Consider the following 26107-nt stretch of genomic DNA (forward strand, 5'->3'; position numbering starts at 1 on the left):
TTAAAACTTCTTGCGTTTATCTAGTAAATCTGTATTTTCAATTGGATTATCTTTTCCAGAAAGTGCGTTATCTATTTTTTCAATGTAATCCAATGAATCATCAATATAGAATGATAAGTTTGGAACTTTTCGAAGTTGTAATTTTACTCTTTGAGATAAATCGTGTTTTATTAACGGTGCGTTTGTCTTTACAGCTTCCAATAAATCTTTTGCTTTGTCTTGAGGAAAAACACTTAAATATACTTTTGCAATAGACAAATCAGTTGTAACACTGACTTTTGAAACAGAAATTACCAAGTTTGTAATTCCGTTTTTTCGAACTTCACCTTGAAGAATATCAACTAAATCCTTTTGAAGTACACTGCCAATTTTTTTCTGTCTATTCGTTTCCATACTGCAAAAATACACAAAAATCATCTTCACTTTTTAGTATCTTTGCTTTTTGCAAAATTTATGAGAAAAATTGAACACATTGGAATTGCAGTAAAAAATCTTGAAGCTTCAAATCAATTATTTGAAAAAATATTTGGAAACCCTCCATATAAAGAGGAAGAAGTTATAAATGAAGGTGTAAAAACTTCTTTTTTCATGAATGGTCCGAATAAAATTGAACTTTTAGAAGCAACAAATCCAGAAAGTCCTATTGCAAAGTTTTTAGATAAAAAAGGAGAAGGAATTCACCATATTGCATTTGATGTAGAAAATATTGAAAAAGAGATTCAACGCTTGAAAGGCGAAGGGTTTATAGTTTTAAACGAAACCCCTAAAAAAGGAGCAGACAACAAACTTGTGGCTTTTTTACACCCAAAAGGCACAAATGGCGTTTTAATTGAGCTTTGCCAAGAAATACAATAAAAAAATAGTTGCAACGAAAAAAAAATAGTAGTAATATTGCAACCTCAAAACTGGTCCTATAGCTCAGTTGGTTAGAGCACCTGACTCATAATCAGGTGGTCCTTGGTTCGAGCCCAAGTGGGACCACAATAATAAAAGACCTCTTTTGAGGTCTTTTTTATTAAAACTTGATTGCATATTTATTCGTATATTTCAATAAATTAGTATAATAATTGACTATTATTAGGCTTTTTAAAGATTATATAAACATTAATTTAATAGATAAAATTTTTAAAAAATTTTGAAGATTAGATTTTTTTTATACTTTTACGCACTATGAAAATTGTCCCGAATAGAATATCTATCTTATTGGCAATGGTTTTGCTGCTATCAAACATAGGTTTTGCTGCACCAGAACCGCCACCGCCATCAACGCCGCCGCCGCCGCCAGGACTACCAATTGATGGTAGTATTGTCGTATTAGTAGTGGTTAGTATTCTGTTTGGAATTTATAAAGTTTACAAAAATCAATATATAAAAAAAGCTTCTAATTAATTAGAAGCTTTTTTATTTGTCATACCGTAAAGTTTAGAAACATACTTACCTATAACATCAAATTCTAAATTAATTTTTGTTTTATTTTTAAAATTTTTAAAATTCGTGTTTTCAAAAGTATACGGGATTATTGCAACACTAAATTCATTATCTTTTGAATTAACAACAGTAAGACTTACTCCGTTTATTGTTATTGAACCTTTTTCAATAGTTACATTTTGCAAAGATTTATCATATTCAAAAGTAAAGTACCAACTCCCATTGGATTCTTCTATAGATTTACAAAACCCTATTTGGTCAACATGTCCTTGAACTATATGTCCGTCAAGTCTGTCTCCTAACTTCATAGCTCTTTCAAGGTTAACAACATCACCAACTTTCCAATCGTTTAAATTTGTTTTTAGAATTGTTTCTTTAATAGCAGTTATTGTATATTCATCACCATCAATGGCAACAACGGTTAAACAAACTCCATTATGCGCTACACTTTGGTCAATTTTTAATTCTTTAGTTATTGAAGAAGAAATAGTTATGTTTAAATTTTCTTTGTCTTTCTCAATTTCTTTAATCACACCTAGTGTTTCAATTATCCCTGTAAACATTGTAGTTTTATTTTACTAAATTTGCACTTCAAAATTAGCAATAAATAACAAGTCTTTCTTATGAAAAAAGCAGAAAATATTATCGTTGGAATTTCGATCGGTGATTTAAACGGAATTGGAAGCGAAGTAATTCTTAAAACATTCGAAGACAATAGAATGTTAGAACTCTGCACTCCAGTGATTTTTGCTAATGTTAAAATTCTTTCCTTTATAAAAAAACAGCTGAACTTAACTGCTCAGCTTCACGGTATCGATAAAATCGAACAAATAGTTATTGGTAAAATAAATGTATTGAACATTTGGCGTGAAGGAGTAGATATAAATTTTGGAACTAATGATGAAACCGTTGGCAAATATGCTATAAAATCTTTTACAGCCGCTACAAAAGCTTTGAAAGAAAATGAAATTGACGTATTAGTAACAGCTCCAATCAATAAATATAATATTCAATCGGAAGAATTCAAATTTCCTGGACATACTGATTACTTAAACCAAGAACTTGATGGAAACGCTTTGATGTTTATGATTCAAGATAATTTAAGAGTTGGTTTATTAACTGATCATGTTCCTGTGAATGAAGTTGCCAAACATTTGAATGAAAAACTAATTATTCAAAAAATTGAAACAATAAAGAAATCGCTTATTCAAGATTTTGGCATAAACAAACCTAGAATTGCTGTTTTAGCATTAAATCCTCATGCTGGTGATAATGGTGTAATTGGTAAAGAAGATGATGAATTACTAAAACCTACAATAAAAAAACTATTTGAAAAAGGAACATTAGTTTTTGGACCTTATGCTGCTGATGGTTTTTTTGGAAGTAATCAATATGAAAAGTATGATGCCGTAATTGCAACCTATCATGACCAAGGATTAATTCCGTTTAAAACGCTTTCATTTGGTAATGGAGTAAACTATACTGCCGGATTAAGTAAAATAAGAACTTCTCCTGATCATGGAACAGCTTATGAAATTGCTGGAAATGGAATTGCAGACTATAATTCGTTTAAAGAAGCAGTATATGCTGCTATTGATATTTATAATTCACGAAATGAGTATAAAGAAATAAGCTCTAATCCCTTGAAAACAAAAGAAAAACAGTTATAAACAAAAAAATGTTGATAAGCTTATTGTAATTCCAATAATTTTATATCTTTGCACTCCCGAAAGTTTGGGGCAAATTGTTGTGTAGATGAAAAGTACGAATGAATATTTAATTCCATTTATTGGATTAAAGTTAGGAAAACACCAGTTTGAATATACAATTGAAAAAAAGTTCTTTGACGAATTTAGTTTTGATGAATTTGAAAATTGTGAAATTAAAGTAAATGTTGTTCTTGAAAAAAAGTCAACAATGCTTGAAATCCTTTTTAAACATGCTGGCTCAGTTAATGTTCCGTGTGATTTAACAGGAGAAATGTTTGATTTACCAATTAAAGGAAAATTAAAACTGATTGTTCAATTTGGAGATGAATTTAATAATGATAATGATGAATTATTAATTCTTCCACATGGCGAACATCAAATTGATTTATCACAATATATTTATGAAATGATTGTATTATCAATTCCTCATAAAAGAATTCATCCAGGAGTAAAAGATGGCACATTGCAATCTGAAGCTTTGGAAAAATTAAAAGATTTACAAGTCAAAGAAATTAAAGAAAAAGATAAAAAAGAAGACGATACTGACCCAAGATGGGACGAATTAAAAAAACTGTTAACGGATAAATAATATAGAAAATGGCACATCCTAAAAGAAAAACCTCGAAAACAAGAAGAGACAAAAGAAGAACTCACTATAAAGCAACTGCTGCTACAATTGCAACTTGTCCAGTAACTGGAGAAGCACATTTATATCACAGAGCTTACTGGCATGAAGGTAAAATGTACTACAGAGGACAAGTAGTTATTGATAAATCTGTTGCTGAAGCATAATAAAAGTTTTTATAAAAAAACAGACTCTCACTTTGTGAGAGTTTTTTGTTTTGACTAACTTTGATAAATATCCAATCTAAATTAGTAAAGGATTGAAAAAAATTTGTAATTTCCACAACTTTTCTAAAAAAGAAAAGAAAATAACAATTTATGAATAAAAAAACAGCCGCAATAACCGCAGTTGGATCTTATGTTCCTGATTTTGTTCTCTCTAACCAAGTTTTGGAAACTTTGGTTGATACTAATGATGAATGGATTACAACTCGAACAGGCATAAAAGAAAGACGCCTTTTAAAAGAAAAAGGAAAAGGAACCTCTTATTTAGCAATTAAAGCAGCCCAAGATTTAATTTCAAAAGCAAATATTAATCCCGAAGAAATAGATTTAGTAATCTTAGCAACAGCAACTCCAGATATGCTTGTAGCTTCAACTGGCGTTTATGTTGCTACTCAAATTGGAGCAGTAAATGCTTTTGCTTATGATTTACAAGCTGCATGTTCAAGTTTCCTTTACGGAATGTCAACTGCTGCTGCGTATATCGAATCAGGAAGATACAAAAAAGTATTATTAATCGGTGCCGATAAAATGTCTTCAATTATTGATTATACTGATAGAGCAACTTGTATTATTTTTGGTGATGGTGCTGGTGCAGTTTTATTTGAACCAAATGAAGAAGGTCTTGGTTTTCAAGATGAATTTTTACGTAGTGATGGTATCGGAAGAGAATATTTAAAGATTGATGCTGGTGGTTCAATACTTCCGCCTTCTGCTGAAACAGTTGAAAATCGCCAACACTATGTTTTTCAGGACGGAAAAACTGTTTTCAAGTATGCTGTTTCTGGAATGGCAGATGTCAGTGAAAAAATTATGCAAAGAAATAATTTAACCAAAGACGATGTAAACTGGCTAATTGCGCATCAGGCGAATAAAAGAATTATTGATGCAACTGCCAGTCGAATGGGGTTAGATGATGATAAAGTTCTTGTAAATATTCAAAAATATGGTAATACAACCTCAGCTACATTACCACTATTATTGAGTGATTTTGAAAATAAATTTAAAAAAGGAGATAATCTAATTTTCGCTGCTTTTGGTGGTGGATTTACTTGGGGTTCTATCTACTTAAAATGGGCTTACAACAAACAATAAACTAATAATTCTAAAAACAACTATTATGGATTTAAAAGAAATTCAAAACTTAATCAAATTTGTATCCAATACAGGAGTTGCTGAAGTGAAGTTAGAAACAGGGGATGTAAAAATTACAATCAGAACTACTCTTGAAGGAAACACTCCTGATGTTACTTATGTTCAACAAGCACCAATGCCACAAGTAGTTCAAGCTACACCTGCTGCTCAACCAGCCGCACCTGCTGCGCCAGTTGCTTCAGCGCCAGCAGATGATAACTCAAAATACGTAACAATAAAATCACCAATGATTGGAACATTTTATAGAAAACCTGCTCCAGACAAACCTGTATTTGTTGAAGTAGGAAGTTCTGTTGGTAAAGGTGATGTATTATGTGTTGTTGAAGCAATGAAATTATTCAATGAAATTGAATCAGAAGTTTCAGGAAAAATAGTTAAAATTCTTGTTGACGACATGTCACCAGTAGAATTTGACCAACCTTTATTCTTAGTTGACCCATCATAATTTTTAGATTTTAGATTTTAGATTTTAGATTTTAATAAATAATTATAAACTCTAAAATCGCTAACAATCCAAAAATATCTACTTATCTAATTTAAAAAATTATGTTCAAAAAAATATTAATAGCCAATAGAGGTGAAATTGCCCTAAGAGTGATTAGAACTTGTCGCGAAATGGGAATAAAAACCGTAGCAGTATATTCAACTGCTGATTCTGAAAGCTTGCATGTAAAATTTGCTGACGAAGCCGTTTGTATTGGTCCGCCGCCAAGTAATCTTTCTTACTTAAAAATGTCTAATATCATAGCAGCAGCAGAAATTACAAATGCTGACGCTATTCATCCAGGTTATGGTTTCTTATCTGAAAATGCTAAATTTTCTAAAATTTGTCAAGAACACGGTATAAAATTTATTGGCGCATCTCCAGAAATGATTGAAAAAATGGGAGATAAAGCTACTGCAAAAGCTACAATGAAAGCTGCAGGTGTTCCTTGTGTTCCAGGTTCGGAAGGAATTTTAGAAGATTTTGCACAAGCCAAAAAAGTTGCCAAAGAAATTGGTTACCCAGTAATGATGAAAGCTACCGCTGGTGGTGGTGGAAAAGGAATGCGTGCTATTTGGAAAGAAGAAGAACTTGAAAAAGCATGGGAAAGTGCTCGTCAAGAAGCTGCAGCTTCTTTTGGAAATGATGGTATGTATATGGAAAAACTGATTGAAGAACCAAGACATATTGAAATTCAAGTTGTTGGTGATTCTTATGGAAAAGCTTGTCACCTTTCGGAAAGAGATTGTTCTGTTCAACGTCGTCATCAAAAATTAACCGAAGAAACTCCTTCGCCATTTATGACAGATGAATTACGTACTAAAATGGGTGAAGCAGCAGTTAAAGCAGCCGAATATATTAGTTATGAAGGAGCAGGAACAGTAGAGTTTCTAGTAGATAAACACAGAAACTTTTATTTCATGGAAATGAATACTCGTATTCAGGTAGAACACCCAATTACGGAACAAGTTATCGATTATGATTTGATTCGTGAGCAAATTTTAGTGGCTGCTGGTGTACCAATTTCTGGAAAAAACTATTTGCCACAATTACACTCTATAGAATGTCGTATTAATGCCGAAGATCCATATAATGACTTTAGACCATCGCCAGGAAAAATAACCGTTTTACATGCTCCTGGAGGTCATGGTGTTCGTCTTGATACGCATGTTTATGCTGGTTATACTATTCCGCCGAATTATGACTCTATGATTGCGAAATTAATTACTACTGCTCAAACTCGTGGAGAAGCAATCAATAAGATGAAACGTGCATTAGATGAATTTGTAATTGAAGGAATTAAAACTACAATACCATTCCACAGACAGTTGATGGATGAACCAGATTATGTAGAAGGAAACTATACTACTAAGTTTATGGAAAGTTTCAAAATGAAAGAAGTGTAAGAAATAAAAAACCCTACTAAAAAGTAGGGTTTTTATTTTATAATGTTTCTTTAAGCCATTTGTAGAATTCTCTTTGCCAAACGATGGCATTTTGTGGTTTTAACACCCAGTGGTTTTCTTCTGGAAAATATAATAATCGGCTTTTTATTCCTTTTAATTGTGCTGCTTGGAAGGCTTCTTGTCCTTGACCAATTGGTACTCTGAAATCCAAGCCTCCTTGAATGATTAGTATTGGCGTATTCCAATTGTTTACATAGGTAATTGGATTGAAAGCTGTATAGGTTTTCTTTGCTATTACATTGTCCTCCCAATATGCACCGCCGTGTTCCCAATTGTCAAAGAATACTTCTTCGGTTGTTCCGTACATACTCACTAAATTGAAAACACCATCGTGAGCAATGAATGTTTTGAAACGATTTTTATGAATTCCTGCTAACATAAACGCTGAATAACCGCCATAACTTGCGCCAACACATCCTAATCGGTTTTTATCGACATAACTTTCTTTAGAAACATCGTCTATAGCTGAAAGGTAATCATTCATTACTTGTCCGCCCCAATCGCCAGAAATTTGCTCATTCCAAGCTTGTCCGTGACCATACATTCCGCGACGGTTTGGTGCCACAACAATATATCCTTGTGAAGCCATTAAAGAGAAATTCCAACGGAAAGAATAGAATTGTGTTAATGGTGATTGTGGTCCGCCTTGACAATAAAGCAGTGTTGGATATTTTTTGTTTTTATCAAAATTTGGCGGAAGGATTACCCAAACTAACATTTTCTTGTTATCAGTAGTGGATACGTATCTTTTTTCGAATTTTGGCAGGGAAAGTTTTGAATAGATATCATCATTTGTTTTTGTGATTTGCTTCCATTCTTTATTTTTTAGATTATATGAATAAATTTCAGCTGCATGGTTCATGTCAGTTCTAGTGATTATTGCATTTTCGCCCGAAAAACCAACTAAACTATTTACATCAAAATCGCCATTGGTAATTTGTTTAACTGTAATTGCAATTCTTGTTAACCCTGGAAAATTTACTTCAAAAAGTTGTTTTGTTCCGTCAACTGCTGCAATGAAATATACTTTTTTGCCATCGGCACTCCACTGAAAACTGTCAACGCTTCCATCCCAATTGGCTGTTAGGTTGATATCCATTCCTTTAAAACGAACGATGATGTCGTTTTTATCAGCTTCATAGCCATCGCGCTTCATTTGCAACCAAGTTAAATCGCCGTTTGGTGAAAAAGCAGGATTTGTATCGTAACCTTTATTGGATTCTGTTAAATTTTTAGTCTTTTTTGTTTCGATGTTATATTCGTATAAATCGGTATTGGTAGAAATTGCATATTGCGTTCCTGCAAGCTTCTTGCAAACGTAGATGATGCTTTTGCTATCTGGTGACCAAATGTAATCTTCATCGTCTCCAAATGGCTTTTGTGGACTATCAAAAGGTTCGTTTAGCATGATGTCTGTTGGTTTTGCTTTGTCTTTATTCTCTGCAAAGAAAACGTGGTTGTGTGTACCGTCATTCCATTTATCCCAATGGCGATAGTCTAAACTATTATAGATTTGAACATTGGATTTTTCTAATTCTGAATAATAGTCTTTGCCATGCACTTTTTCTACTTTTACTTCTTCTGTAGAAAGAATGTATTTAGCATCAGGGGAAACATTTTTATCTTTAAGAATGTCTTTGGTATCTTTTATTTCTGCTGGAGTTCCGCCACTTATTGGAATAATATATGTTTTAGAAGACGATTTGTTTTCTTCGACTGAAGGTGTTGAAACCTTATAAATAATTGATTTTCCATCGTTTGAAATTCCTAAAACAGAAACCCTGTTGAGTTTCCATAATGTTTCAGGGGATAATACTTGTTGTGCGATTGCTGGTAATGCCATAAAGGTAAAAATGAATAGTGCTATTTTTTTCATTAGAATAAATTTTAGGAATTGTAAAAGTAATGATAATGTGATTAAAATAAAAAAGCCCCGAAAAATCGAGGCTTTTAAAGTCATTATGAGTTAAAAGTTATTGTCCTACCACTTTAACATTATCAACTTCCCATGCTGCTGCAGAAGATGTTGTAGATGTATATTTGAAAGCAACCCTAACATTTGAATTTCCAGTGTATGAAGAAATATTAATTCCACCTGAAGCACCAGCGCTCCAAGAAGTATAAGTTCCACTAGTCCAAGCAGGTAAATTAAAACCTGTAAGTTGTGTCCAAGTAGCTGTATTTGGAGCACTCGTTCCGTCATAATCTGTTGAAACAAAAACCTGTAATGCTGGTCCACTAAAACGTGTACTTGTTTCAAATGATAAAATAGCAAAAGTATTTGTGCTTAAATTAATAGATGGAGAGATTAACCAGTCTTCATTGTTATTGCCGAAACCATTTATAAAGGCATTGTATGTTGGGTTTCCAAAAGATGCTTGAACAGCCCACTGATTAGAACCTGTTACATTTTTAACAACCCAATTTGGAAAATTTGTTGCAAATGATTCTTCAAAAAATGTAGTTGGAACATATCTAGTATCCATCATGTGAACATCTTCTAAAGTTCTAATCATAAATTGATAATCATTATTGTATTTTGTTAGAACTCCACGAATTTTTCCATTTCCTGAAGGTATTTTATCTCCTGCAAATTTTGCATATTCGCTAACTCTAACAATAATTTTATTTCCGAATTTGTCGGTGATTTCATGGTTTGTTGCTCCACCAAGATTATTTACAGAAGCATCAAAATATTTTTTATCCAAAGAAACATTAGTAAACTGAACTGCATCAAATTCTATCAACATATTCAAATATTGATCATTCTTTGCTTGAGCTACGGTTAGATGTTTTGTAATATTGTCTTCATTAACATTATCACATGATCTAAAAATAACATCTTTGTATTCTACTCCTGAAACTCTACCCACACCATTGTTATAAGAAGAACCTAAAACAGTTGAACCGTGTTGTTTGTTAAAGTATCTGTTTTTATCTAGTTTAATAGTTACTTTTCTTCCTGGTTCAAATTCATTGAATAAATTATAATTATCCACTGGCATACTAAATCCAACAGTACCGTCTAAATTCATCATTGAAATAGATTTATAAAAGTTTCCACCTTCATCACTGGAAGTTACATAAGCTTCTATATAATCTTCATTCAGTCCTTCTGCTGGTGTATATTGTGTTGCTGAAGCTGTAGCGATGCTAGTAATATCTAAAACTTCTTTGGTCTTTGAAATACTCACACATTCATTTGATAAATCTGGAGTTGAATAATGATCATCATTTGCACAACTAAAAATAGCGGCGAATACAAATGCTGTTAATACTAATTTTAAATTTTTCATAGCTATTATTTTGATGTGTATATATATAGATTATCTACTTCAAATAATCCATCTAAACTAGTGTTAGTACCAGAACCTGTAACTTTAAAAGCCACATAAATTGTTTGATTTTCAAATGCTTTTAAATCTATTTCCCCTGATGGGATAAATTTATATCCTGTAGTGTTTTTATCAGCGATTTTAGCAGTAACTTCAGTCCAAGTTGCATTTAACACATTTACTCCATCATAATCTGTAGAAACATAAACCTGTAATTTATTTTCATCACTAGAGACAAAGTTTTGAGCTGATTGAAAACAAAATTTTGGGTTTTCATAACCAGTAAGATCATATCCAGGTGAAACTAACCAACCTATATTTACTGCATCTCCAGAACCATAGGTATTAAATTCTGCATAACCATTTCCTTGGTATATACGTTCTTTCCAGAGTTTAGTACCAACTTCGGCATAATTTGTCCAACCTGTCAAATCTAAGTTTGTATCATGCTGAATATCCTGAAATTCTTCTTGATAAAATGGAACTCTAGTTGTTGGAAGTACATAATCATCTTCCTTTACACAACTTGCAAGCAATATAGAAGTAATTGCTAACAAGAAAATTGATTTTAAAATATTTTTTTTCATAGTCTTTATTTTAGAAGTTAATATAGAAATTAACAAAATATGTTCTTCCGTATCCATAGAAATACTTGTGCCCAAATGATGGTGTTCCGTTAGCATTATCAGCCACTAGATCAGGATATGTAGCTTTTCTTGATTGTTCAAAACCACCTGTTTTATATTCTACGTCCAATACATTATTTATAGATGCAAAAAATCCAAAAGTGTTGCGGTTTTTATTGCTAATTCTCCAAGATTTTCCTCCTGTTAAATTTAGTAAAGAAAAGCTATCAAATTTCTCTTGCTTTAAAATATTTCTAACTGTTTCAGGTGTAGCTCCTGAATAAGAAACTCCAGTTTCGTTATTAATACTAAAATTATCTGTACGCATAATTTTAGAAAGACTAATATAACTATCCGATAAATAGTTAATATTTGCTCCAATCCACCAGTAATTAGGATCGCGGTATTCTAATCCAAAAGAATATGCTTGTTGTGGCATTCCTGGTTGGTGGTAGTCTTTTAAGTACACCGTACCAAAATCTGTTAAAGGACTTAACCCTTGAGAAGCTAAATTGTCGTCGCTTGTTTGTAATCTTGCATTGTTAGAATAAGTATATTGCCCATATGAAGCAGCAACTGTAGCTTTAATCGTTGAAGTAATTTGATATTCTAAACCTAATTCTACACCTAAATTTTGTTTTTCAACACCTGTTGCAATCTCTGTAATAAAAGAGTCTTCATCACCTTCTGCATCACTTACGTTTTCAGCATAGAAGAAAGCAATTTCAGTAGCATCTTTTATTTTAGAATAGAATCCTGTTACTCTTGCCTTGAATTTTGGCATTCTCAAAATATAACTTCCATCAGCACTTATGATTCTTTCACTATTTAAATCTTCTGTAAATTCATTACTTCTTCTTGAGTTATAAAAACTATTTCTCAAGTTTGGTGCTTTTGTTAAATACATTCCATTAAAGTCAAAATAATGCTGGCCTGTTAATTTATAAGTCAAACCTCCTTTGAAACCAAAATTTTCAAATACTTTAGAATCTCCTTTGCCGTATGAGTTGTTTACATAATTTCCACTTCTATACAACCCTTCTCTTTGATACTCACTTCTTGAAAAAGTTTGAGCTAAATAGAAATCAAATTTTTTATAGTTGAATTTGAATTGAGTAAATCCGTCAACAACGTTTGCAAAAAGATTATAGTTATAACCAAAAGTTCCACCTTCGATAACATGTTGATTAGGATTATTTAAGTCAAACTGACTGTTGTCTCCTAAAAAGAATCTGTCTACATTTAATAGATAATCTCCACCTAATAAATCAATAACTGCAGCATAATTATGTGATTTTACATTTCTGAAGCTCACTCCTGCATTTACACTTATATTATTAGAAATAACACTACTTAATAGCATATTTGCAGTAAGCGTGTTATCATCATTTCTTTGTTCAGTCAAAGCATAGGCACTTTCACCAGTTGCAGTATTTTGGTTTGCAACATACATTGCATTCCAATTAATTTGACTGTTTGCTAGAAATTGTTGTTGTGCTAAAATAGCTTCTGGATTTATTTGAGAAGTTGAACCATCAGGATTAGTTACCGTTTGCCAGCTATCTGGATTATTAAAATAATAACTTGGTAATTTTCTATAATAAGTAGGATCTGGATTGTTTCCTAAAGGATTTTCTAATCTAGAGTTTGAAATTCTACCAGTTTGATAGGCAACATTGGTATTCAAACTCGTGTTATCCGATAATTTCCAGTAATGAGAAAGCATTACTATAGGTTCATCAACTTCTTTGTCTCTAGAATTACGTTTCTTTCCATCTTGCCAACCCCAATAAGAGTTATATTGATAACCCATTAAATCGGTAACTTCTTGAGTATTTGGAGAAGATTTTCCTCTTTTGTTTTGAGCATAAATTGCCGTAAGGTTTAAGCTATGTTTTTCATTAAACTTTTTCTCAACACTTGCAAACAAAGATTTTGCATCGTAATCTGTTCCTTCAAAGAAACCTTCTTTTGCCCATCTTCCTGATGCAGAAACTACAAATGCCCAACCATCTTTACTTAATCCAGATGCATGAGTTCCCATTGTTCTCCAACTATAATTTGTATTTGTTCCTGAAAAAGTAAGTCTTGTTCCTGGACGATAAAATGAAGCTCTTGTATTAATTTCTTGAGTTCCTAAAGCATTCCCAAAAGTATAATCTGAAGGTGCTGAACCCATTGTAAACTCTTGATTACGAGTAGCATCATTTAATCCGCCCCAATTACTCCATTGTGGTCTTCCATCATATAACTTATTCATTATGATACCGTTTATCATAGTTGTTCCATATTCATTATCAAAACCTCTTATTCTAAAACGGGCTTGTCCCCAATTGAACGCGGCAGCTTGTTGATAAACATCTCTTGATGCTTGAAGTAATCCTGAAGTACTTTCAGAACCACTATTATCATCTCCTAAATCATTCTCTGTTAATGTAACTAAACTTAGTTGCTGTTCCGCGGTAATGTCTTCATCTAAAACAACGATTCCTAAATCTATAAGTTTCCCTTCTTCAATTTCAATTGAAAGTAATTGGTCTTTATAACCAACACTTGAAACTTTTAAAAGATGAGAGCCTTTATTTACATCTTTTATAACAAATGTCCCTGTAGCATCAGTTAAAGATGTAAAATTTGTGTTTTGGATTGAAACAACAACATTTTGTAATGGTTTTTGTGCTTTTGAATCAATCACTTTACCTGTAATACCAGTAATTGACTGTGCAAAAGTCAATAATGTCTGTAAAACAAGTAGTGTACTAAAAACAAGTTTTTTCATAAATAAAATTTGATTATATTTCTTTTTTTGTCATATTTAATATTAATATAACAGCCTGCAAATGTACATCTTTTAATAATATTATTTACTTTTGGCCCGAAGTTTGTAAAAAACTTGATATTAAATTAATATAACTTTTATGAGAATTAAAAAATTAATAGCTGTTTTCTTTGGACTATTCGCAATTATGAGCGCAAATGGACAGACAAAAAAGTACAATATTCATACTGTAGCATTTTATAATCTAGAAAATTTATTTGATACCATTAATGGTCCAAATAATGACGAAGAATGGCTTCCAAATGGAGCAATGAGTTGGACTGGTGCTAAATACAAGCAAAAATTACACAACTTAGCCAGAGTTATCTCAGAAATCGGAACTAGTGAAAACCCAAATAACTCACCAACATTATTAGGTTGTTGTGAAATTGAAAACAGAGGTGTTTTAGAAGATTTAGTAAAGGAACCTTTATTGATCAATAAAGACTATGGAATTGTACATTTTGATTCTCCAGACAAAAGAGGAATAGATGTTGGGTTTCTTTATCAAAAAAAGCATTTTAAACCAACTAGCTATAGAAATATTCCTTTGATTATTTATAAAAATCAAGAAGGAAAAGGTGATAAAAAAGATAAAGAAGAAGCTACTGATGATGTTACAACAACCAATTCTGATGAAAGAGTTTATACAAGAGATCAATTATTGGTTACAGGATATTTAGACGGAGAAGAAGTAAATATTATTGTAAATCACTGGCCATCACGTTCTGGAGGAGAAAAGAAAAGTTCACCTTTTAGAGAAGCGGCAGGAAGACTTAACAGAAAGATAATTGACTCCTTAATTGCTATTAATCCTAATGCAAAAATTATTACTATGGGTGATTTAAATGATGGTACATATAACAAAAGTGTTAAGGAAGGTATTGGAGCCAAACGCAAGAAAGAAGAATTAAAAAGTTCATCAGATATATACAATCCTTTTGAGGAAATGTTTTATAAAGGAAATGCGTCTTTATTTTGGAGAGATTCTGGTGATATTTTTGACCAAATTATGATTTCAGAAGCATTTACTAGAAAAGACTATTCCTCTTTCCGTTACTGGAAAGCTGGTATATACAATAAACCATATATGATACAAACCTCAGGCCAATATAAAGGATATCCGTTGCGTAATTCTAATGCGGCACCTGGTTTTAGTGATCACTTTCCCGTTTTCATTTATCTACTTAAGGAAATTAAATAAATAATTTTAAAAGGTTAGTTTTTCTAACCTTTTTTATTTTTAGTAAATTCGTAAAAAAACTATGTCCGTTCAAAAACCTTTCAATCTTAATAAATGGATAGATGAGAACCGTCATTTATTAAAACCACCTGTTGGAAATAAAAATCTATATGTTGATTCGGGTGATTATATTGTTATGATTGTTGCTGGGCCAAATGCTCGCAAAGACTATCACTACAACGAAACCGAAGAACTATTCTACCAATTAGAAGGAGAAATAACCGTTTACGTTCAAGATAATGGTGAAAAAAAAGCCATGAAACTATCTGCTGGCGATATGTTTTTGTTGCCTGCAAAAATTCCGCATTCGCCTGTCAGAAAAGAAAATTCTATTGGTTTAGTAGTAGAACGAAAAAGAGTTGGAAGAGAAATTCCTGATGGTTTACTATGGTTTTGTGATAATTGCAATCATAAACTTTACGAAGTATACTTTGAATTGAAAGATATTGAAGTTGATTTTCTTAAACATTTTGAACATTTTTATAATTCTGAAAAACTTCGCACTTGCAAAAACTGTGGAAATGTTATGGAAACTGACAAACGATTTGTAAAATAATTATTTACTCGTATATCCAGATATTCATATTATTAAATATTTAAAATAAACCTCTATTTTTGCATAAATATTTAAAAATTAAAATCAAAAACCACACAATGTCAACAATAACACAAAATTCAATTGCTCAACAATTTGGAATGACTGAAGCATTAGAACTATTAGGTGTAAAAGCCATAAATGAAGGAACATCAACAGGAAATGAATGGTTTTCAAACGGTGAAATCATCGAAAGTTATTCTCCCGTAGACGGACAATTAATTGGAAAAGTAAAAACTACAACGGCAGCAGATTACGAAAAAGTAATGCAAGCAGCAACTTCAGCTTTTAAAACTTTTAGAGCTATGCCTGCGCCACAAAGAGGTGAAATCGTTCGCCAATTTGGGAATAAATTAAGAGAATTAAAAGAACCTCTTGGTAAATTGGTTTCCTATGAAATGGGTAAATCTTTACAAGAAGGTTACGGTGAAGTTCAAGAAATGATTGATATCTGTGATTTTGCGGTTGGTCTTTCTCGTCAATTGAACGGACAAACCATTCCATCGGAACGTCCAGGACATGTAATGCGTGAGCAATGGCATTCTTTGGGAGTTGTTGGAATCATTTCTGCTTTCAATTTCCCGGTTGCTGTTTGGTCTTGGAACACAGCTTTAGCATGGATTTGTGGTGATGTTTGTGTATGGAAAGCTTCAGAAAAAGCACCAATATGTTCAATTGCCTGTCAAAATATTATTGCTGGAATTTTAAAAGAAAATAATCTACCAGAAGGAATTTCATGTATTATTAATGGCGATTATAAAGTAGGTGAAATGATGACTACAGATACTAGAATTCCGTTAATTTCCGCTACTGGTTCTACCAGAATGGGTAGAATTGTTGGAACTACTGTTGCTCAACGTTTTGGAAAATCATTATTAGAATTAGGTGGAAATAATGCCATCATCATTACTCCAACTGCTGATTTAAAAGTTGTTGTTCCTGGTGCTGTTTTTGGTGCCGTTGGAACTTGCGGTCAAAGATGTACTTCTACAAGAAGATTAATCATCCACGAATCAGTTTATGAAAAAGTTCGTGATGCTATTGTTGGCGCATACAAACAATTGACTATTGGAAATCCTTTGGATCAAAAAAATCATATCGGACCATTAATTGATACTGATGCTGTTAATGCGTATTTGGCTGCTATTGAAAAAGCAAAAGCCGAAGGTGGAAAAGTATTGGTTGAAGGTGGTATTCTTTCTGGCGAAGGTTATGAAAGTGGTTGTTACGTGAAACCAGCTATAATTGAAGCCGAAAATCATTTTGAAATTGTTCAACACGAAACTTTTGCGCCTATTTTATATTTAATGAAATACTCTGGAGAAGTTGAAAACGCTATTGAACTTCAAAATGGTGTTGCTCAAGGATTATCATCAGCTATAATGACTAACGAAATGAAAGAAGCTGAAAAGTTCTTGTCTTTCGCTGGTTCTGATTGTGGTATTGCTAACGTTAACATCGGAACTTCTGGTGCAGAAATTGGTGGTGCTTTTGGTGGAGAAAAAGAAACTGGTGGCGGAAGAGAATCCGGTTCAGATGCTTGGAAAGTATACATGAGAAGACAAACCAATACGGTTAATTATTCAGACCAATTGCCATTGGCACAAGGAATCAAATTTGATTTATAATCCTTACTCTAAATATAAGAAAATAAAAAGTCCCAAATATTTGGGACTTTTTATTTGGATAAATATGATTACTTCGTCTTCTTTACATATTGAGTTAAAATAACAATATGTTGGTTTTCAACTCTGCCTTCAATTTGTTCGGCATTATCCCAAACAAGTTTTATATTATGTACTGCTGCGCCACGTTTTGCAGTAAAGTTTGCGCCTTTTACATCCAAATCTTTTATTAAAACTACCGAATCACCATCATTTAGAATGTTTCCATTAGAATCTTTGTGAATAATTTTTCCTTCATCATCATCGGCTTCGCCAGTTGCTTTTGCCCATTCTAATGCATCATCGTCAAGATACATCATATCCAATAAATCGTGATTTTTCATTCTTGCCAACATTCGCCAAGAAACTATTTGTACGGGTAAATTTTCATTCCACATGCTATCACTCAAACCACGCCAATCGTTTGGATTCATAGTTTCAGGATTTTCAATTTGGTCTTTTAAATTTTTAGATATTAAAACACAGTTTTCTGGAATATCTTCTGTTTTTGGTTCAACCAAATACACAACCAAATTTTCATTACTTCCGCTAATTTCACAAACTGAACCGCTTCTGTCTTTTAATCTTTTTTCAGTTACAATACTCATTTTAGTCTAATTTAAAGGAAGTTCCGATTGTAAACATAAATTGGTTGTTATAGTGTTCAAAACCATTTACATCAGTATCATATCTTGCTAAAGGAACTGAGCTTTCTGCAAATACACCAAATCCATCTGTGAAAAAATATCTAAATCCTAAATGACCACCAAAATTTCTAAGTCCTAAACTCAATCCTGGATAAACATCCATGTTATCTTCTAACTTGAAAACATTACCTATATTAGCATTAAATCGAATTCTCAAATCTGCTCTGTCTTCAAAACGTGGTTTTACATCAGCTATTTTATCAGCATTCAACATATAACCAGCCACAATTCCAAAAGACATGTTTTCGCCAATACCAAAATCAGTAGAAATTCCAATTCCCGTTCCACCATCTTGCAGTGTTAACCCTACTTGACCTTTTATGTCGCCTTTTCCTTTAAATGCTTGTGCATTGCCTAAACTAAAACTTAAAACTGCCAGCAGGATAAAAATATTTTTCATTTTTCTTTATTTATTATTCGACAAAAATAACCATTTATATTAATTTCTTCCTTTTTCAAAAGGATAGAGTGTAAAAACAGGTTCGCTTTGCCAATATTCTTTTGTTTCTATATCCATAATTGTCAACGGACCTTTGAAAGCTGCTCCAGTGTCAATATTCCAAACATTTGCTTTTTGTATTGGAACGGTTTTATTGATTCGGGTTACTGGTGTATGACCAATGTAAATTTCATGATAATGCTTAAAACGTTTTGGATAGAACTCGCTTTCTTTTGAAATTGAATCATCCAATGCTAATGCTGTTTCCCATAATGTTCTGTCCCAACTAAATAATTTTGGAAAATATTCATAATCAATTCCGTTTAAATTGGTAAACCCAGCATGAATAAATAAACGCTTTTTATCATCCAAATAATATGGCTTTAAAGATTGTAGAAAAGCAATGTGTTCCCTTTTAGTTTCAGAGGAAACATTTCTATAAGCCAAAACTGTTGATTCACCGCCATGTCTATACCAATCAAGATTATCTTCACTTTCTGAAAGCCATTCTAATAATAATTCATCATGATTTCCATTAATAAAAATACAGTTTTGCTTTTCGCCCAATTCAATTAAATAATCAATTACTTCTGGCGATTGGCTCCAACCATCAACATAATCTCCAAGAAAAATTAAAGTATCGTTTTTGGTAACATTTGCTCTTTCCATAATTTGATGCAAAGCATGTAAACCACCGTGAATGTCACCAATTACTAATATTCTATTCATTTTCATTATATTTCATCTTTCTTAAAATTCGCAAAGCTTCTTTAAAATTCAAGTAAACCAACGAATTTGAATTTGCTTTTAAAAAAGGTTTCGCTTCAATAATTTTCTTTTTCGCTTCGCTAAACCCGTTTAAATAACATATCATCAGTGTATATGAATAATTAATTAAGTCTTTGTTTTCTCTTTCTGATAATTCTATTCCTTTTTGCAATTTGGATAACAATGACATATTGGAATTATAAATATGATGCAACATTTTCAGATTGTACTTTGGTGGTTCAAAAAGCATTTTTGTTTCCATTTTGTAATATCCATTTTCAAAAAAATGAATTTTTACTTCTTCTAATGGATAGTAACTCGTTTTGTCATTCAACCCAAGTTGTACATGTTCTGTGATATTAAATGTGCTTTCATCAAAAGAAATTGTTACCACATCAAGAGCAGAATAAAAAAGCTTAATTTGTTCGTTAATTAACTCAATATCAACTCTCGATAAATAATTAGTTTCTCTAATTTTTTTGGGATTTCCTGCCCAACAAACTACAAACAATTCTTTGAAAACTCTGTAACTTGAAGTCATATCGCCATGGCGTTCAATCATAAAATCCATTACACCATCCAATGTATGAGCAATGCTGTTTCTTGAGTTATTTTCAATACTTATAACCGTTTCAATGTTCAGTTTGGAATATGGAATTTTCTCTTCGGTTGGCATTGAATTACTTCCAATTCTAACAAAAACTGTATTGGCCAAAATGGTATAAATATTTTTCTTGAAGCTAGATGTTTTATGATTGGGTTTAATAGTAACCAAACCAACAACTCTATCTTTTGGCAAATGTGGAAAAGGTACGTTTTCGTAAAGAATTTTAGGTGGGTTATCTAAATAAGCGTTTACGAGATTTTGAATCCTACTATCATCAAAAAAATCATCCCCAACAATTTCATTGCTTTCGTCTTCTACACCAACTACAATATAGGAATTATTAGAAGGATTGGAATTAGACAAAGCGCAAATATGCTTCAAAAACTTTGCTTTTCCTTCCTTTGTATGTAAGTTCAATTGGCGTTTTTTATCATAAAAAGTACTCTCATCATTGTGAGCTAGTAAATTTTTGATAAGAAGTCGCTTGTTTATCATGGTTTAAATTTCCTTTTTTTAAGGCACTTTATTTCCCATACTTTCTGTCCAAATGGCAAACCAATCCAGTTTGTCTAAATTGAGTTTAACTGCTTTATCTAATTGTTGAATTCTAGCAATATTTACTGTTCCGGCAACTGGAATTACTTTTGCAGGATGTTTTAAAACCCAAGAAAGTAAAATTGTATCCGAACCAACGCCATATTTTTCGACTAATTGAACCAATAGTTTTTTTAAACGACGTGTTTGCTCAATATCTTCTCTAAAAACTGTGCCTAATGGATTCCAACTCATAGGTTGAATATTGTGAATTTGCATATAATCTAAACTTCCATCAAGCATTGCCTGATGATGTGTTGCAGAAAATTGAATTTGATTACAGGTAACTTCAGTTTTTTGACGAATTAAATCGGTTTGTGAATTGGTGAAATTTGATAAACCAAAATCAATAATTTTTCCTTCTTTTTTTAATTTTTCAACGGCTTCAGCAATTTCATCAGCAACCATCAATGGACTTGGACGATGTAACAATAAAACATCTAAATAATCTGTCTGTAAATTTTTCAATGAATTTTCAACAGACCAAACAATATATTCTTTCGAATAATCATAATGTTTTATTGAATTATTTCTGCCATTTACATGCTGAATACCACATTTAGAAATCAATTGGATTTTATTTCTATCCATTTTACTTTCTGTAAAAGCTTTTCCAAAATCAGCTTCAGTGGTATAATTTCCATAAATATCGGCGTGGTCGAAGGTTGAAATTTTATTTTCTACACAAATATTGATTAAATGTGCCATTTCTTTAGTAGAAAGTTTTTTATCCCAAATACCCCAATTCATGGTTCCTGCAATTATGGGAGAAAGTTTTGTTTTCATAACTTATTCAATTTAAAAGATTAGAAATTTCTGTATTGTATATTTTTTTTAAATTTTATTATTTTGGCACTCTAATTTTAAAAAAGATTTTAGGTCTTAAAAATAGCAAAACAAAATCATAAAACATCCTTAAAGTTTGCTTTAGAATTAAAGTTTTAACGCATTATTAACATCGAGCTTGTGAATTAATTGTCACTTTTGAAATGTTAAAATTTAACACATTAAACCGACTGTTTTAAAAAAGAAAATATGGAAGAAAATATTGCTGCTTTAGACATTAAAGCAATTAATGAAAAAATTGAAAGAGAAAGTGCTTTTATCGATTTACTAACCATGGAAATGAACAAAGTAATCGTAGGTCAAAAACACATGGTTGAAAGATTACTCATTGGACTTTTAGGTCAAGGTCATATTCTTCTTGAAGGTGTTCCAGGTTTAGCAAAAACATTAGCCATTAATACTTTGTCACAAGCGGTTCACGGAACTTTTAGTCGAATTCAGTTTACTCCTGATTTATTGCCAGCTGATGTTGTTGGAACGATGATTTATAACATCAAACAAAATGAATTTTCTATAAAAAAAGGTCCAATTTTCGCCAATTTTGTTCTTGCAGATGAGATAAATCGTGCTCCAGCCAAAGTACAATCGGCTTTGTTAGAAGCAATGCAGGAAAAACAAGTAACTATTGGTGAAACCACTTTTAAACTTGATAAACCGTTTTTAGTTTTAGCAACTCAAAACCCAATTGAACAAGAAGGAACATATCCATTACCCGAAGCGCAAGTTGACCGTTTCATGCTTAAAACAGTTATTGACTACCCAAAAATGGACGAAGAACGTTTAGTAATTCGTCAAAATTTAAAAGGAAGTTATGAAAAAGTAAATCAAGTAGTTTCAATCGAACAAATTCTTCGAGCACAAGAAGCCGTTCGTGAAGTTTACATGGACGAAAAAATAGAAAAATATATTTTAGATATCATTTTCGCGACTCGTTATCCTGAAAAATACAAATTAGAAAGTTTAAAACCATTAATCAGTTTTGGTTCTTCACCACGTGGAAGTATCAATTTAGCTAATGCAGCAAAATGTTATGCTTTCATCAAACGTCGTGGTTATGTCATTCCAGAAGATGTTCGCGCTGTAGTTCATGATGTTCTTCGTCACAGAATTGGTGTTACTTATGAAGCTGAAGCTGAAAATGTTACTTCGGTTGACATCATCAACAAAATTGTAAACGAAATTGAAGTGCCTTAGTAAAAAGTAAATAGTGATTAGTAAATAGCAAATGTTTTTGCACTAATCACTTTTCACTCTTCACTAATTACTAAAAAAATGGAAACCAAAGACTTACTCAAAAAAGTTCGAAAAATAGAAATCAAAACCCGAAGATTGAGCGATCACATCTTTTCGGGAGAATATCACACTTCTTTCAAAGGTCGTGGAATGACTTTTTCTGAAGTGCGTCAATATCAATTTGGCGATGATGTTCGTGCTATTGATTGGAATGTAACAGCACGTTACAACGAACCATATATCAAAGTTTTTGAAGAAGAAAGAGAATTGACCATGATGTTGATGGTTGATATTTCGGGTTCGGAAAGTTTTGGAACAAAAAACCAATTAAAAAGCGAGATTGTTACTGAAATTGCTGCAACAATGTCATTTTCGGCAACACAGAATAACGATAAAATAGGTTTAATATTGTTTTCAGACCAAATTGAGTTATACATTCCACCAAAAAAAGGAAAATCACACGTTCTGAGAATTATTCGCGAATTGATAGAATTTCAGCCAAAAAGCAGAAAAACTGATTTATCACAAGCATTAAAATTTCTTTCAGCAACACAAAAAAAGAAAGCCATTGTCTTTTTAATTTCCGATTTTATTGTGGATGATGATTATGAAAAAACGTTGAAAATTGCCAGTAAAAAACACGACATTACCGGAATTAGAGTTTATGATACTCGTGAAGAAAAAATGTTGAATATCGGTGTAATTGAAATGTTAGATGCAGAAAGTGGAAAATTAATAACCGTTGACACTACTTCTAAAAAAGCCCGAATAAATTACGAAAAAAACTATAGAGATAAGGTTGCCTATTTCAAAGATATTTTTTCAAAATGTGGCTCAGGAACTGTTCATACACGTGTTAATGAAAGCTATGTAACCAAACTGTTAGGTTATTTTAAATCAAGAAGTTAATAATGAAAATTAAAATAATTTTATTTTTCCTTTTACTATCGAATGTGCTTTTTTCTCAAAAAGTAACAACTAGTATCGATTCTACAAAGAAAAAAATTGGTTCAGAATTTAAACTAACGCTCAAAACAGAAGTTGATACAACTGCTAAAGTAACTTTTCCAAAAAACAAAACTTTTGGAAGATTAGAAGTTTTAGAATCCTATAAAATTGATACGGTAAAAAAAGGAAGTTGCTACGAATTGATTAAAAAATATGGTTTAACACAATTTGATAGTGGAAAATATTTAATCCCAAGAATTCCTGTTTTCATTAATGGGAAACCTGTTTTTTCAGATAGTATCCAAATTGAAATTGCCGATGTAAAAGTTGATACATTAAAACAAAAAATGTACGACATCAAAAACATTATTCCAGTTGAAAAACCATTTGGAAACTGGTGGATTTATTTGCTGATTTTTTTAGGAATAATTGGTCTTGGCGTTTTGGTTTATTATTTTATCAAAAAGAAGCAAGCAGAACCAAAAGCAGAAGTTATCATTTTTAAATCGCCAATTGAAAAAGCAACAACTTTATTGCAACAGTTGGAAAAGAAAGAGCTTTGGCAAAAAGGTGAAATTAAAAATTATTATTCTGAGCTAACCGATATTGCTCGTAATTATATTGAAGAAGAAATACAAATTCCTGCCATGGAAAGTACTACTTCTGAATTGATTGAAGGTTTACGTAATGCAGCGAAACAAAAGAAACTTAAACTTTCTAATGAAACGGTTGAAAATCTTGAAAAAGTTTTAAAACAAGCCGATTTGGTAAAATTTGCCAAGTCAAAACCATTAGATTTTGAAATTGAAGAAGACAAAAAAAGAATTTCAAATAGCATTGTAACTATTCATAAATCAATTCCAGAAGAAGTAGAAGAAGATGATGAATTGGCATTGTGGAATGAAGAACAAAAAGAAAAAGCACGCCTTTTAAAACTCAAAAAACAAAAAAGAGTTCGCATCATTTCTACCATTGGAATTGTATTGGGAATGATAGTTATTGCTCTTGGAACGTTGATTTATGTTAAAGGTTTTGACTATGTAAAAGATAATTTAATTGGTCATCCAACTAAAGAATTGGTTGAAGGCGAATGGATTTATAGCGAATACGGAAATCCATCCGTTCGTATTGAAACTCCAAAAGTTTTAAAACGTTATGATGCCAATAAAGTTATGCCAAAAGAAACAATGGCATTGCTTAAGGAAATGCAAATGTTTATGTATGGTAGTATGTTGGATGACTTTTATATTGGAGTTTCTACCGCAACTTTTAAACAAGAAACACAAGTTGATTTGACACAAACAGCTGAAGGAAGCGTAAAAATATTTGAAACAATAGGTGCAAAAAATATCTTGTTCAAATCCGAAGACTTTGACACTCAAAAAGGAATTCAAGGTAAAAAAGTATATGGAACAATGACCATGATTGACAAAATCAATGGAAAATCAACAAAAATGTACTATGAAATTTTAATTTTCACGCAAAGCAACGGCATTCAACAAATAACCGTTATGCATCGCGAAGACGACAAATACGGAAAAGAAATAATGGACAGAGTTTTAAACTCAGTTGAATTACAAAATTACGACCAACAATGATGAAAGATTTTTCTTTTTTAAATCCTGAGTTTTTCTGGTTGTTTTTACTGCTTCCAGTGGCGATTGCTTGGCTTTTTTGGAAACGAAAAGAAACAACCGCGACGCTAAAAATGAGTTCGGTTAAAGGATTTTCATCTACATGGAAAACAAAGTTGAAATCGTTTCTTTTTGTATTTAGAATTTTAGCGTTAAGTTCATTAATCATTGCAATGGCTCGACCAAGAACGGTTGATATTAGCAGTCAAACAAAATCAACCAAAGGAGTTGATATTGTAATGGCAATCGACGTTTCTGGTAGTATGTTAGCAAAAGATTTGAAACCTAACCGAATGGAAGCATTAAAAAAAGTAGCTTCTAATTTCGTAGAAGGAAGACCAAACGACCGAATTGGAATTGTGCTTTATGCCGCCGAAGCTTACACAAAAACTCCAGTTACAAGTGACAAAGCTATCGTTGAAGATGCCATTAGAAGCATTGAATACAGTCAAGTTTTACAAGATGGAACCGGAATTGGAATGGGTTTAACAACAGCTGTAAACCGTTTAAAAGATAGTAAAGCTAAAAGTAAAGTCATTATTCTTTTGACTGATGGTGTAAATAATTCTGGTTTTATTGAACCTGAAACAGCTTCACAAATTGCAAAAGATTTTGGAATAAAAGTTTATACAATTGGAATAGGAACAAACGGAATGGCTGAGTTTCCGTATGCTTATGCACCAAACGGAAAAGGATTTTTATTTAAAATGATGCCTGTAGAAATTGATGTGAATTTGCTTCAAACTATTGCAAAAAATACGGGCGGAAAATATTTTAGAGCAACAAGTAATAGCAAGCTTGAAGAAATTTATAAAGAAATCAATAAACTAGAAACAACAGAAATTCAAGAATTGAAATTTTATGATTATGACGAAAAGTTCAGACCATTTGTTTGGATTGCCGGAATTTTGATTCTTATTGAATTTGGATTAAGAAACACGATTTTCAGATCGATGATTTAA

The 26107-nt window shown here is 31.9% G+C and carries 26 protein-coding genes and 1 tRNA gene; 16 read left to right on the forward strand and 11 right to left on the reverse strand.

Features of this window, described 5'->3' with window-relative positions; all coding sequences use genetic code 11:
- A complete protein-coding gene (gene rbfA / locus RN605_RS09705; protein WP_313324461.1) occupies positions 1 to 393 on the reverse strand; it encodes a 30S ribosome-binding factor RbfA in 393 nt (130 codons plus the stop codon).
- Between the two features lie 60 nt (positions 394 to 453).
- Between rbfA and mce the strand changes: the two genes are divergently transcribed.
- From mce to RN605_RS09720, 3 genes are all read left to right on the forward strand, one after another.
- A complete protein-coding gene (gene mce / locus RN605_RS09710; protein ID WP_313324462.1) occupies positions 454 to 855 on the forward strand; it encodes a methylmalonyl-CoA epimerase in 402 nt (133 codons plus the stop codon).
- A 52-nt stretch (positions 856 to 907) separates the two neighbouring features.
- A tRNA-Ile gene (locus tag RN605_RS09715) sits at positions 908 to 981 on the forward strand.
- 189 nt (positions 982 to 1170) lie between these two features.
- On the forward strand, positions 1171 to 1389 hold the full coding sequence (locus tag RN605_RS09720) for a hypothetical protein (RefSeq protein ID WP_313324463.1): 219 nt from the start codon (positions 1171 to 1173) through the stop codon (positions 1387 to 1389).
- Here the strand turns inward: RN605_RS09720 and RN605_RS09725 are convergent.
- Positions 1386 to 1991 (reverse strand): riboflavin synthase, encoded by a 606-nt coding sequence (locus tag RN605_RS09725; RefSeq protein WP_313324464.1) that lies wholly within the window; start codon positions 1989 to 1991, stop codon positions 1386 to 1388. The two genes, RN605_RS09720 and RN605_RS09725, sit on opposite strands and share 4 nt — an antisense overlap.
- Before the next feature lie 60 nt (positions 1992 to 2051).
- Between RN605_RS09725 and pdxA the strand changes: the two genes are divergently transcribed.
- From pdxA to accC, 6 genes are all read left to right on the forward strand, one after another.
- Positions 2052 to 3098: a 4-hydroxythreonine-4-phosphate dehydrogenase PdxA gene (pdxA, locus tag RN605_RS09730; protein ID WP_313324465.1), complete on the forward strand. Its 1047-nt coding sequence runs from the start codon at positions 2052 to 2054 to the stop codon at positions 3096 to 3098.
- 85 nt (positions 3099 to 3183) lie between these two features.
- Complete coding sequence (locus RN605_RS09735) at positions 3184 to 3726, forward strand: YceD family protein (RefSeq protein ID WP_313324466.1); 543 nt, start codon at positions 3184 to 3186, stop codon at positions 3724 to 3726.
- Positions 3727 to 3734: 8 nt separating this feature from the next.
- Complete coding sequence (gene rpmF, locus RN605_RS09740; protein WP_313324467.1) at positions 3735 to 3929, forward strand: 50S ribosomal protein L32; 195 nt, start codon at positions 3735 to 3737, stop codon at positions 3927 to 3929.
- Positions 3930 to 4079: 150 nt separating this feature from the next.
- Entirely contained in the window at positions 4080 to 5078 is a 999-nt protein-coding gene (locus RN605_RS09745) for a beta-ketoacyl-ACP synthase III (RefSeq protein ID WP_313324468.1), read from the forward strand.
- A gap of 25 nt (positions 5079 to 5103) precedes the next feature.
- Positions 5104 to 5583, forward strand: coding sequence for an acetyl-CoA carboxylase biotin carboxyl carrier protein (gene accB / locus RN605_RS09750; RefSeq protein ID WP_313324469.1), 480 nt, complete (start codon positions 5104 to 5106; stop codon positions 5581 to 5583).
- 101 nt (positions 5584 to 5684) lie between these two features.
- Positions 5685 to 7028 (forward strand): acetyl-CoA carboxylase biotin carboxylase subunit, encoded by a 1344-nt coding sequence (gene accC, locus RN605_RS09755; RefSeq protein WP_313324470.1) that lies wholly within the window; start codon positions 5685 to 5687, stop codon positions 7026 to 7028.
- A gap of 37 nt (positions 7029 to 7065) precedes the next feature.
- Here the strand turns inward: accC and RN605_RS09760 are convergent, their stop codons facing one another.
- The 4 genes from RN605_RS09760 to RN605_RS09775 all read right to left on the reverse strand — a co-directional run bounded on the left by RN605_RS09760 (position 7066) and on the right by RN605_RS09775 (position 13828).
- Positions 7066 to 8964 carry a S9 family peptidase gene (locus RN605_RS09760; protein WP_313324471.1) on the reverse strand — a complete coding sequence of 633 codons (1899 nt, stop codon included), beginning with the start codon at positions 8962 to 8964 and terminating at the stop codon, positions 7066 to 7068.
- 97 nt (positions 8965 to 9061) lie between these two features.
- The gene (locus RN605_RS09765; RefSeq protein ID WP_313324472.1) at positions 9062 to 10384 is read right to left on the reverse strand and encodes a DUF5689 domain-containing protein; all 1323 of its coding nucleotides are present in this window, start codon (positions 10382 to 10384) and stop codon (positions 9062 to 9064) included.
- A 5-nt stretch (positions 10385 to 10389) separates the two neighbouring features.
- Positions 10390 to 11010, reverse strand: coding sequence for a choice-of-anchor J domain-containing protein (locus RN605_RS09770; protein ID WP_313324473.1), 621 nt, complete (start codon positions 11008 to 11010; stop codon positions 10390 to 10392).
- A 10-nt stretch (positions 11011 to 11020) separates the two neighbouring features.
- Entirely contained in the window at positions 11021 to 13828 is a 2808-nt protein-coding gene (locus RN605_RS09775; protein ID WP_313324474.1) for a TonB-dependent receptor, read from the reverse strand.
- A gap of 139 nt (positions 13829 to 13967) precedes the next feature.
- Between RN605_RS09775 and RN605_RS09780 the strand changes: the two genes are divergently transcribed.
- From RN605_RS09780 to amaB, 3 genes are all read left to right on the forward strand, one after another.
- Positions 13968 to 15071 carry an endonuclease/exonuclease/phosphatase family protein gene (locus RN605_RS09780; RefSeq protein ID WP_313324475.1) on the forward strand — a complete coding sequence of 368 codons (1104 nt, stop codon included), beginning with the start codon at positions 13968 to 13970 and terminating at the stop codon, positions 15069 to 15071.
- Between the two features lie 61 nt (positions 15072 to 15132).
- On the forward strand, positions 15133 to 15666 hold the full coding sequence (locus RN605_RS09785) for a 3-hydroxyanthranilate 3,4-dioxygenase (RefSeq protein WP_313324476.1): 534 nt from the start codon (positions 15133 to 15135) through the stop codon (positions 15664 to 15666).
- 98 nt (positions 15667 to 15764) lie between these two features.
- The gene (gene amaB, locus RN605_RS09790; protein ID WP_313324477.1) at positions 15765 to 17333 is read left to right on the forward strand and encodes an L-piperidine-6-carboxylate dehydrogenase; all 1569 of its coding nucleotides are present in this window, start codon (positions 15765 to 15767) and stop codon (positions 17331 to 17333) included.
- A gap of 68 nt (positions 17334 to 17401) precedes the next feature.
- On the opposite strand, the gene RN605_RS09795 is transcribed toward amaB, so the two are convergent.
- Genes RN605_RS09795 through RN605_RS09815 form a run of 5 tightly spaced genes read right to left on the reverse strand, consistent with a single transcriptional unit; the run spans position 17402 to position 21270 of the window.
- Complete coding sequence (locus RN605_RS09795) at positions 17402 to 17977, reverse strand: PhnA domain-containing protein (RefSeq protein ID WP_313324478.1); 576 nt, start codon at positions 17975 to 17977, stop codon at positions 17402 to 17404.
- A gap of 1 nt (position 17978) precedes the next feature.
- Positions 17979 to 18476: a DUF6646 family protein gene (locus RN605_RS09800; protein WP_313324479.1), complete on the reverse strand. Its 498-nt coding sequence runs from the start codon at positions 18474 to 18476 to the stop codon at positions 17979 to 17981.
- A 39-nt stretch (positions 18477 to 18515) separates the two neighbouring features.
- On the reverse strand, positions 18516 to 19244 hold the full coding sequence (locus RN605_RS09805; RefSeq protein WP_313324480.1) for a metallophosphoesterase family protein: 729 nt from the start codon (positions 19242 to 19244) through the stop codon (positions 18516 to 18518).
- Positions 19237 to 20385 carry an ATP-binding protein gene (locus tag RN605_RS09810; protein WP_313324481.1) on the reverse strand — a complete coding sequence of 383 codons (1149 nt, stop codon included), beginning with the start codon at positions 20383 to 20385 and terminating at the stop codon, positions 19237 to 19239. The genes RN605_RS09805 and RN605_RS09810 overlap by 8 nt, the downstream gene beginning before the upstream one ends.
- A gap of 18 nt (positions 20386 to 20403) precedes the next feature.
- Entirely contained in the window at positions 20404 to 21270 is an 867-nt protein-coding gene (locus RN605_RS09815) for an aldo/keto reductase (RefSeq protein ID WP_313324482.1), read from the reverse strand.
- 249 nt (positions 21271 to 21519) lie between these two features.
- Here RN605_RS09815 and RN605_RS09820 point away from each other — a divergent pair, with 249 nt between their 5' ends.
- From RN605_RS09820 to RN605_RS09835, 4 genes are all read left to right on the forward strand, one after another.
- Positions 21520 to 22524 carry an AAA family ATPase gene (locus RN605_RS09820; protein ID WP_313324483.1) on the forward strand — a complete coding sequence of 335 codons (1005 nt, stop codon included), beginning with the start codon at positions 21520 to 21522 and terminating at the stop codon, positions 22522 to 22524.
- Between the two features lie 78 nt (positions 22525 to 22602).
- A complete protein-coding gene (locus RN605_RS09825) occupies positions 22603 to 23472 on the forward strand; it encodes a DUF58 domain-containing protein (RefSeq protein ID WP_313324484.1) in 870 nt (289 codons plus the stop codon).
- A 2-nt stretch (positions 23473 to 23474) separates the two neighbouring features.
- Entirely contained in the window at positions 23475 to 25109 is a 1635-nt protein-coding gene (locus RN605_RS09830) for a hypothetical protein (RefSeq protein ID WP_313324485.1), read from the forward strand.
- A complete protein-coding gene (locus tag RN605_RS09835; RefSeq protein ID WP_313325822.1) occupies positions 25109 to 26107 on the forward strand; it encodes a vWA domain-containing protein in 999 nt (332 codons plus the stop codon). Before RN605_RS09830 ends, RN605_RS09835 begins: the two co-directional genes overlap by 1 nt.

The sequence above is a fragment of the Flavobacterium sp. PMTSA4 genome (genome assembly GCF_032098525.1).
Taxonomy (GTDB): Bacteria; Bacteroidota; Bacteroidia; order Flavobacteriales; family Flavobacteriaceae; genus Flavobacterium; species Flavobacterium capsici.

Bases quoted from the DNA above. Each gene is read 5' to 3' on its own strand.
- rbfA (WP_313324461.1), bottom strand. From the start codon at position 393: ATGGAAACGAATAGACAGAAAAAAATTGGCAGTGTACTTCAAAAGGAT.
- RN605_RS09775 (WP_313324474.1), bottom strand. From the start codon at position 13,828: ATGAAAAAACTTGTTTTTAGTACACTACTTGTTTTACAGACATTATTG.
- accB (WP_313324469.1), top strand. From the start codon at position 5,104: ATGGATTTAAAAGAAATTCAAAACTTAATCAAATTTGTATCCAATACA.
- RN605_RS09785 (WP_313324476.1), top strand. From the start codon at position 15,133: ATGTCCGTTCAAAAACCTTTCAATCTTAATAAATGGATAGATGAGAAC.
- pdxA (WP_313324465.1), top strand. From the start codon at position 2,052: ATGAAAAAAGCAGAAAATATTATCGTTGGAATTTCGATCGGTGATTTA.
- RN605_RS09800 (WP_313324479.1), bottom strand. From the start codon at position 18,476: ATGAAAAATATTTTTATCCTGCTGGCAGTTTTAAGTTTTAGTTTAGGC.
- accC (WP_313324470.1), top strand. From the start codon at position 5,685: ATGTTCAAAAAAATATTAATAGCCAATAGAGGTGAAATTGCCCTAAGA.
- RN605_RS09720 (WP_313324463.1), top strand. From the start codon at position 1,171: ATGAAAATTGTCCCGAATAGAATATCTATCTTATTGGCAATGGTTTTG.
- mce (WP_313324462.1), top strand. From the start codon at position 454: ATGAGAAAAATTGAACACATTGGAATTGCAGTAAAAAATCTTGAAGCT.
- amaB (WP_313324477.1), top strand. From the start codon at position 15,765: ATGTCAACAATAACACAAAATTCAATTGCTCAACAATTTGGAATGACT.
- RN605_RS09770 (WP_313324473.1), bottom strand. From the start codon at position 11,010: ATGAAAAAAAATATTTTAAAATCAATTTTCTTGTTAGCAATTACTTCT.
- RN605_RS09835 (WP_313325822.1), top strand. From the start codon at position 25,109: ATGAAAGATTTTTCTTTTTTAAATCCTGAGTTTTTCTGGTTGTTTTTA.
- RN605_RS09745 (WP_313324468.1), top strand. From the start codon at position 4,080: ATGAATAAAAAAACAGCCGCAATAACCGCAGTTGGATCTTATGTTCCT.
- RN605_RS09760 (WP_313324471.1), bottom strand. From the start codon at position 8,964: ATGAAAAAAATAGCACTATTCATTTTTACCTTTATGGCATTACCAGCA.
- RN605_RS09815 (WP_313324482.1), bottom strand. From the start codon at position 21,270: ATGAAAACAAAACTTTCTCCCATAATTGCAGGAACCATGAATTGGGGT.
- RN605_RS09825 (WP_313324484.1), top strand. From the start codon at position 22,603: ATGGAAACCAAAGACTTACTCAAAAAAGTTCGAAAAATAGAAATCAAA.
- RN605_RS09820 (WP_313324483.1), top strand. From the start codon at position 21,520: ATGGAAGAAAATATTGCTGCTTTAGACATTAAAGCAATTAATGAAAAA.
- RN605_RS09780 (WP_313324475.1), top strand. From the start codon at position 13,968: ATGAGAATTAAAAAATTAATAGCTGTTTTCTTTGGACTATTCGCAATT.
- RN605_RS09765 (WP_313324472.1), bottom strand. From the start codon at position 10,384: ATGAAAAATTTAAAATTAGTATTAACAGCATTTGTATTCGCCGCTATT.
- RN605_RS09805 (WP_313324480.1), bottom strand. From the start codon at position 19,244: ATGAATAGAATATTAGTAATTGGTGACATTCACGGTGGTTTACATGCT.
- RN605_RS09795 (WP_313324478.1), bottom strand. From the start codon at position 17,977: ATGAGTATTGTAACTGAAAAAAGATTAAAAGACAGAAGCGGTTCAGTT.
- RN605_RS09725 (WP_313324464.1), bottom strand. From the start codon at position 1,991: ATGTTTACAGGGATAATTGAAACACTAGGTGTGATTAAAGAAATTGAG.
- rpmF (WP_313324467.1), top strand. From the start codon at position 3,735: ATGGCACATCCTAAAAGAAAAACCTCGAAAACAAGAAGAGACAAAAGA.
- RN605_RS09735 (WP_313324466.1), top strand. From the start codon at position 3,184: ATGAAAAGTACGAATGAATATTTAATTCCATTTATTGGATTAAAGTTA.
- RN605_RS09830 (WP_313324485.1), top strand. From the start codon at position 23,475: ATGAAAATTAAAATAATTTTATTTTTCCTTTTACTATCGAATGTGCTT.
- RN605_RS09810 (WP_313324481.1), bottom strand. From the start codon at position 20,385: ATGATAAACAAGCGACTTCTTATCAAAAATTTACTAGCTCACAATGAT.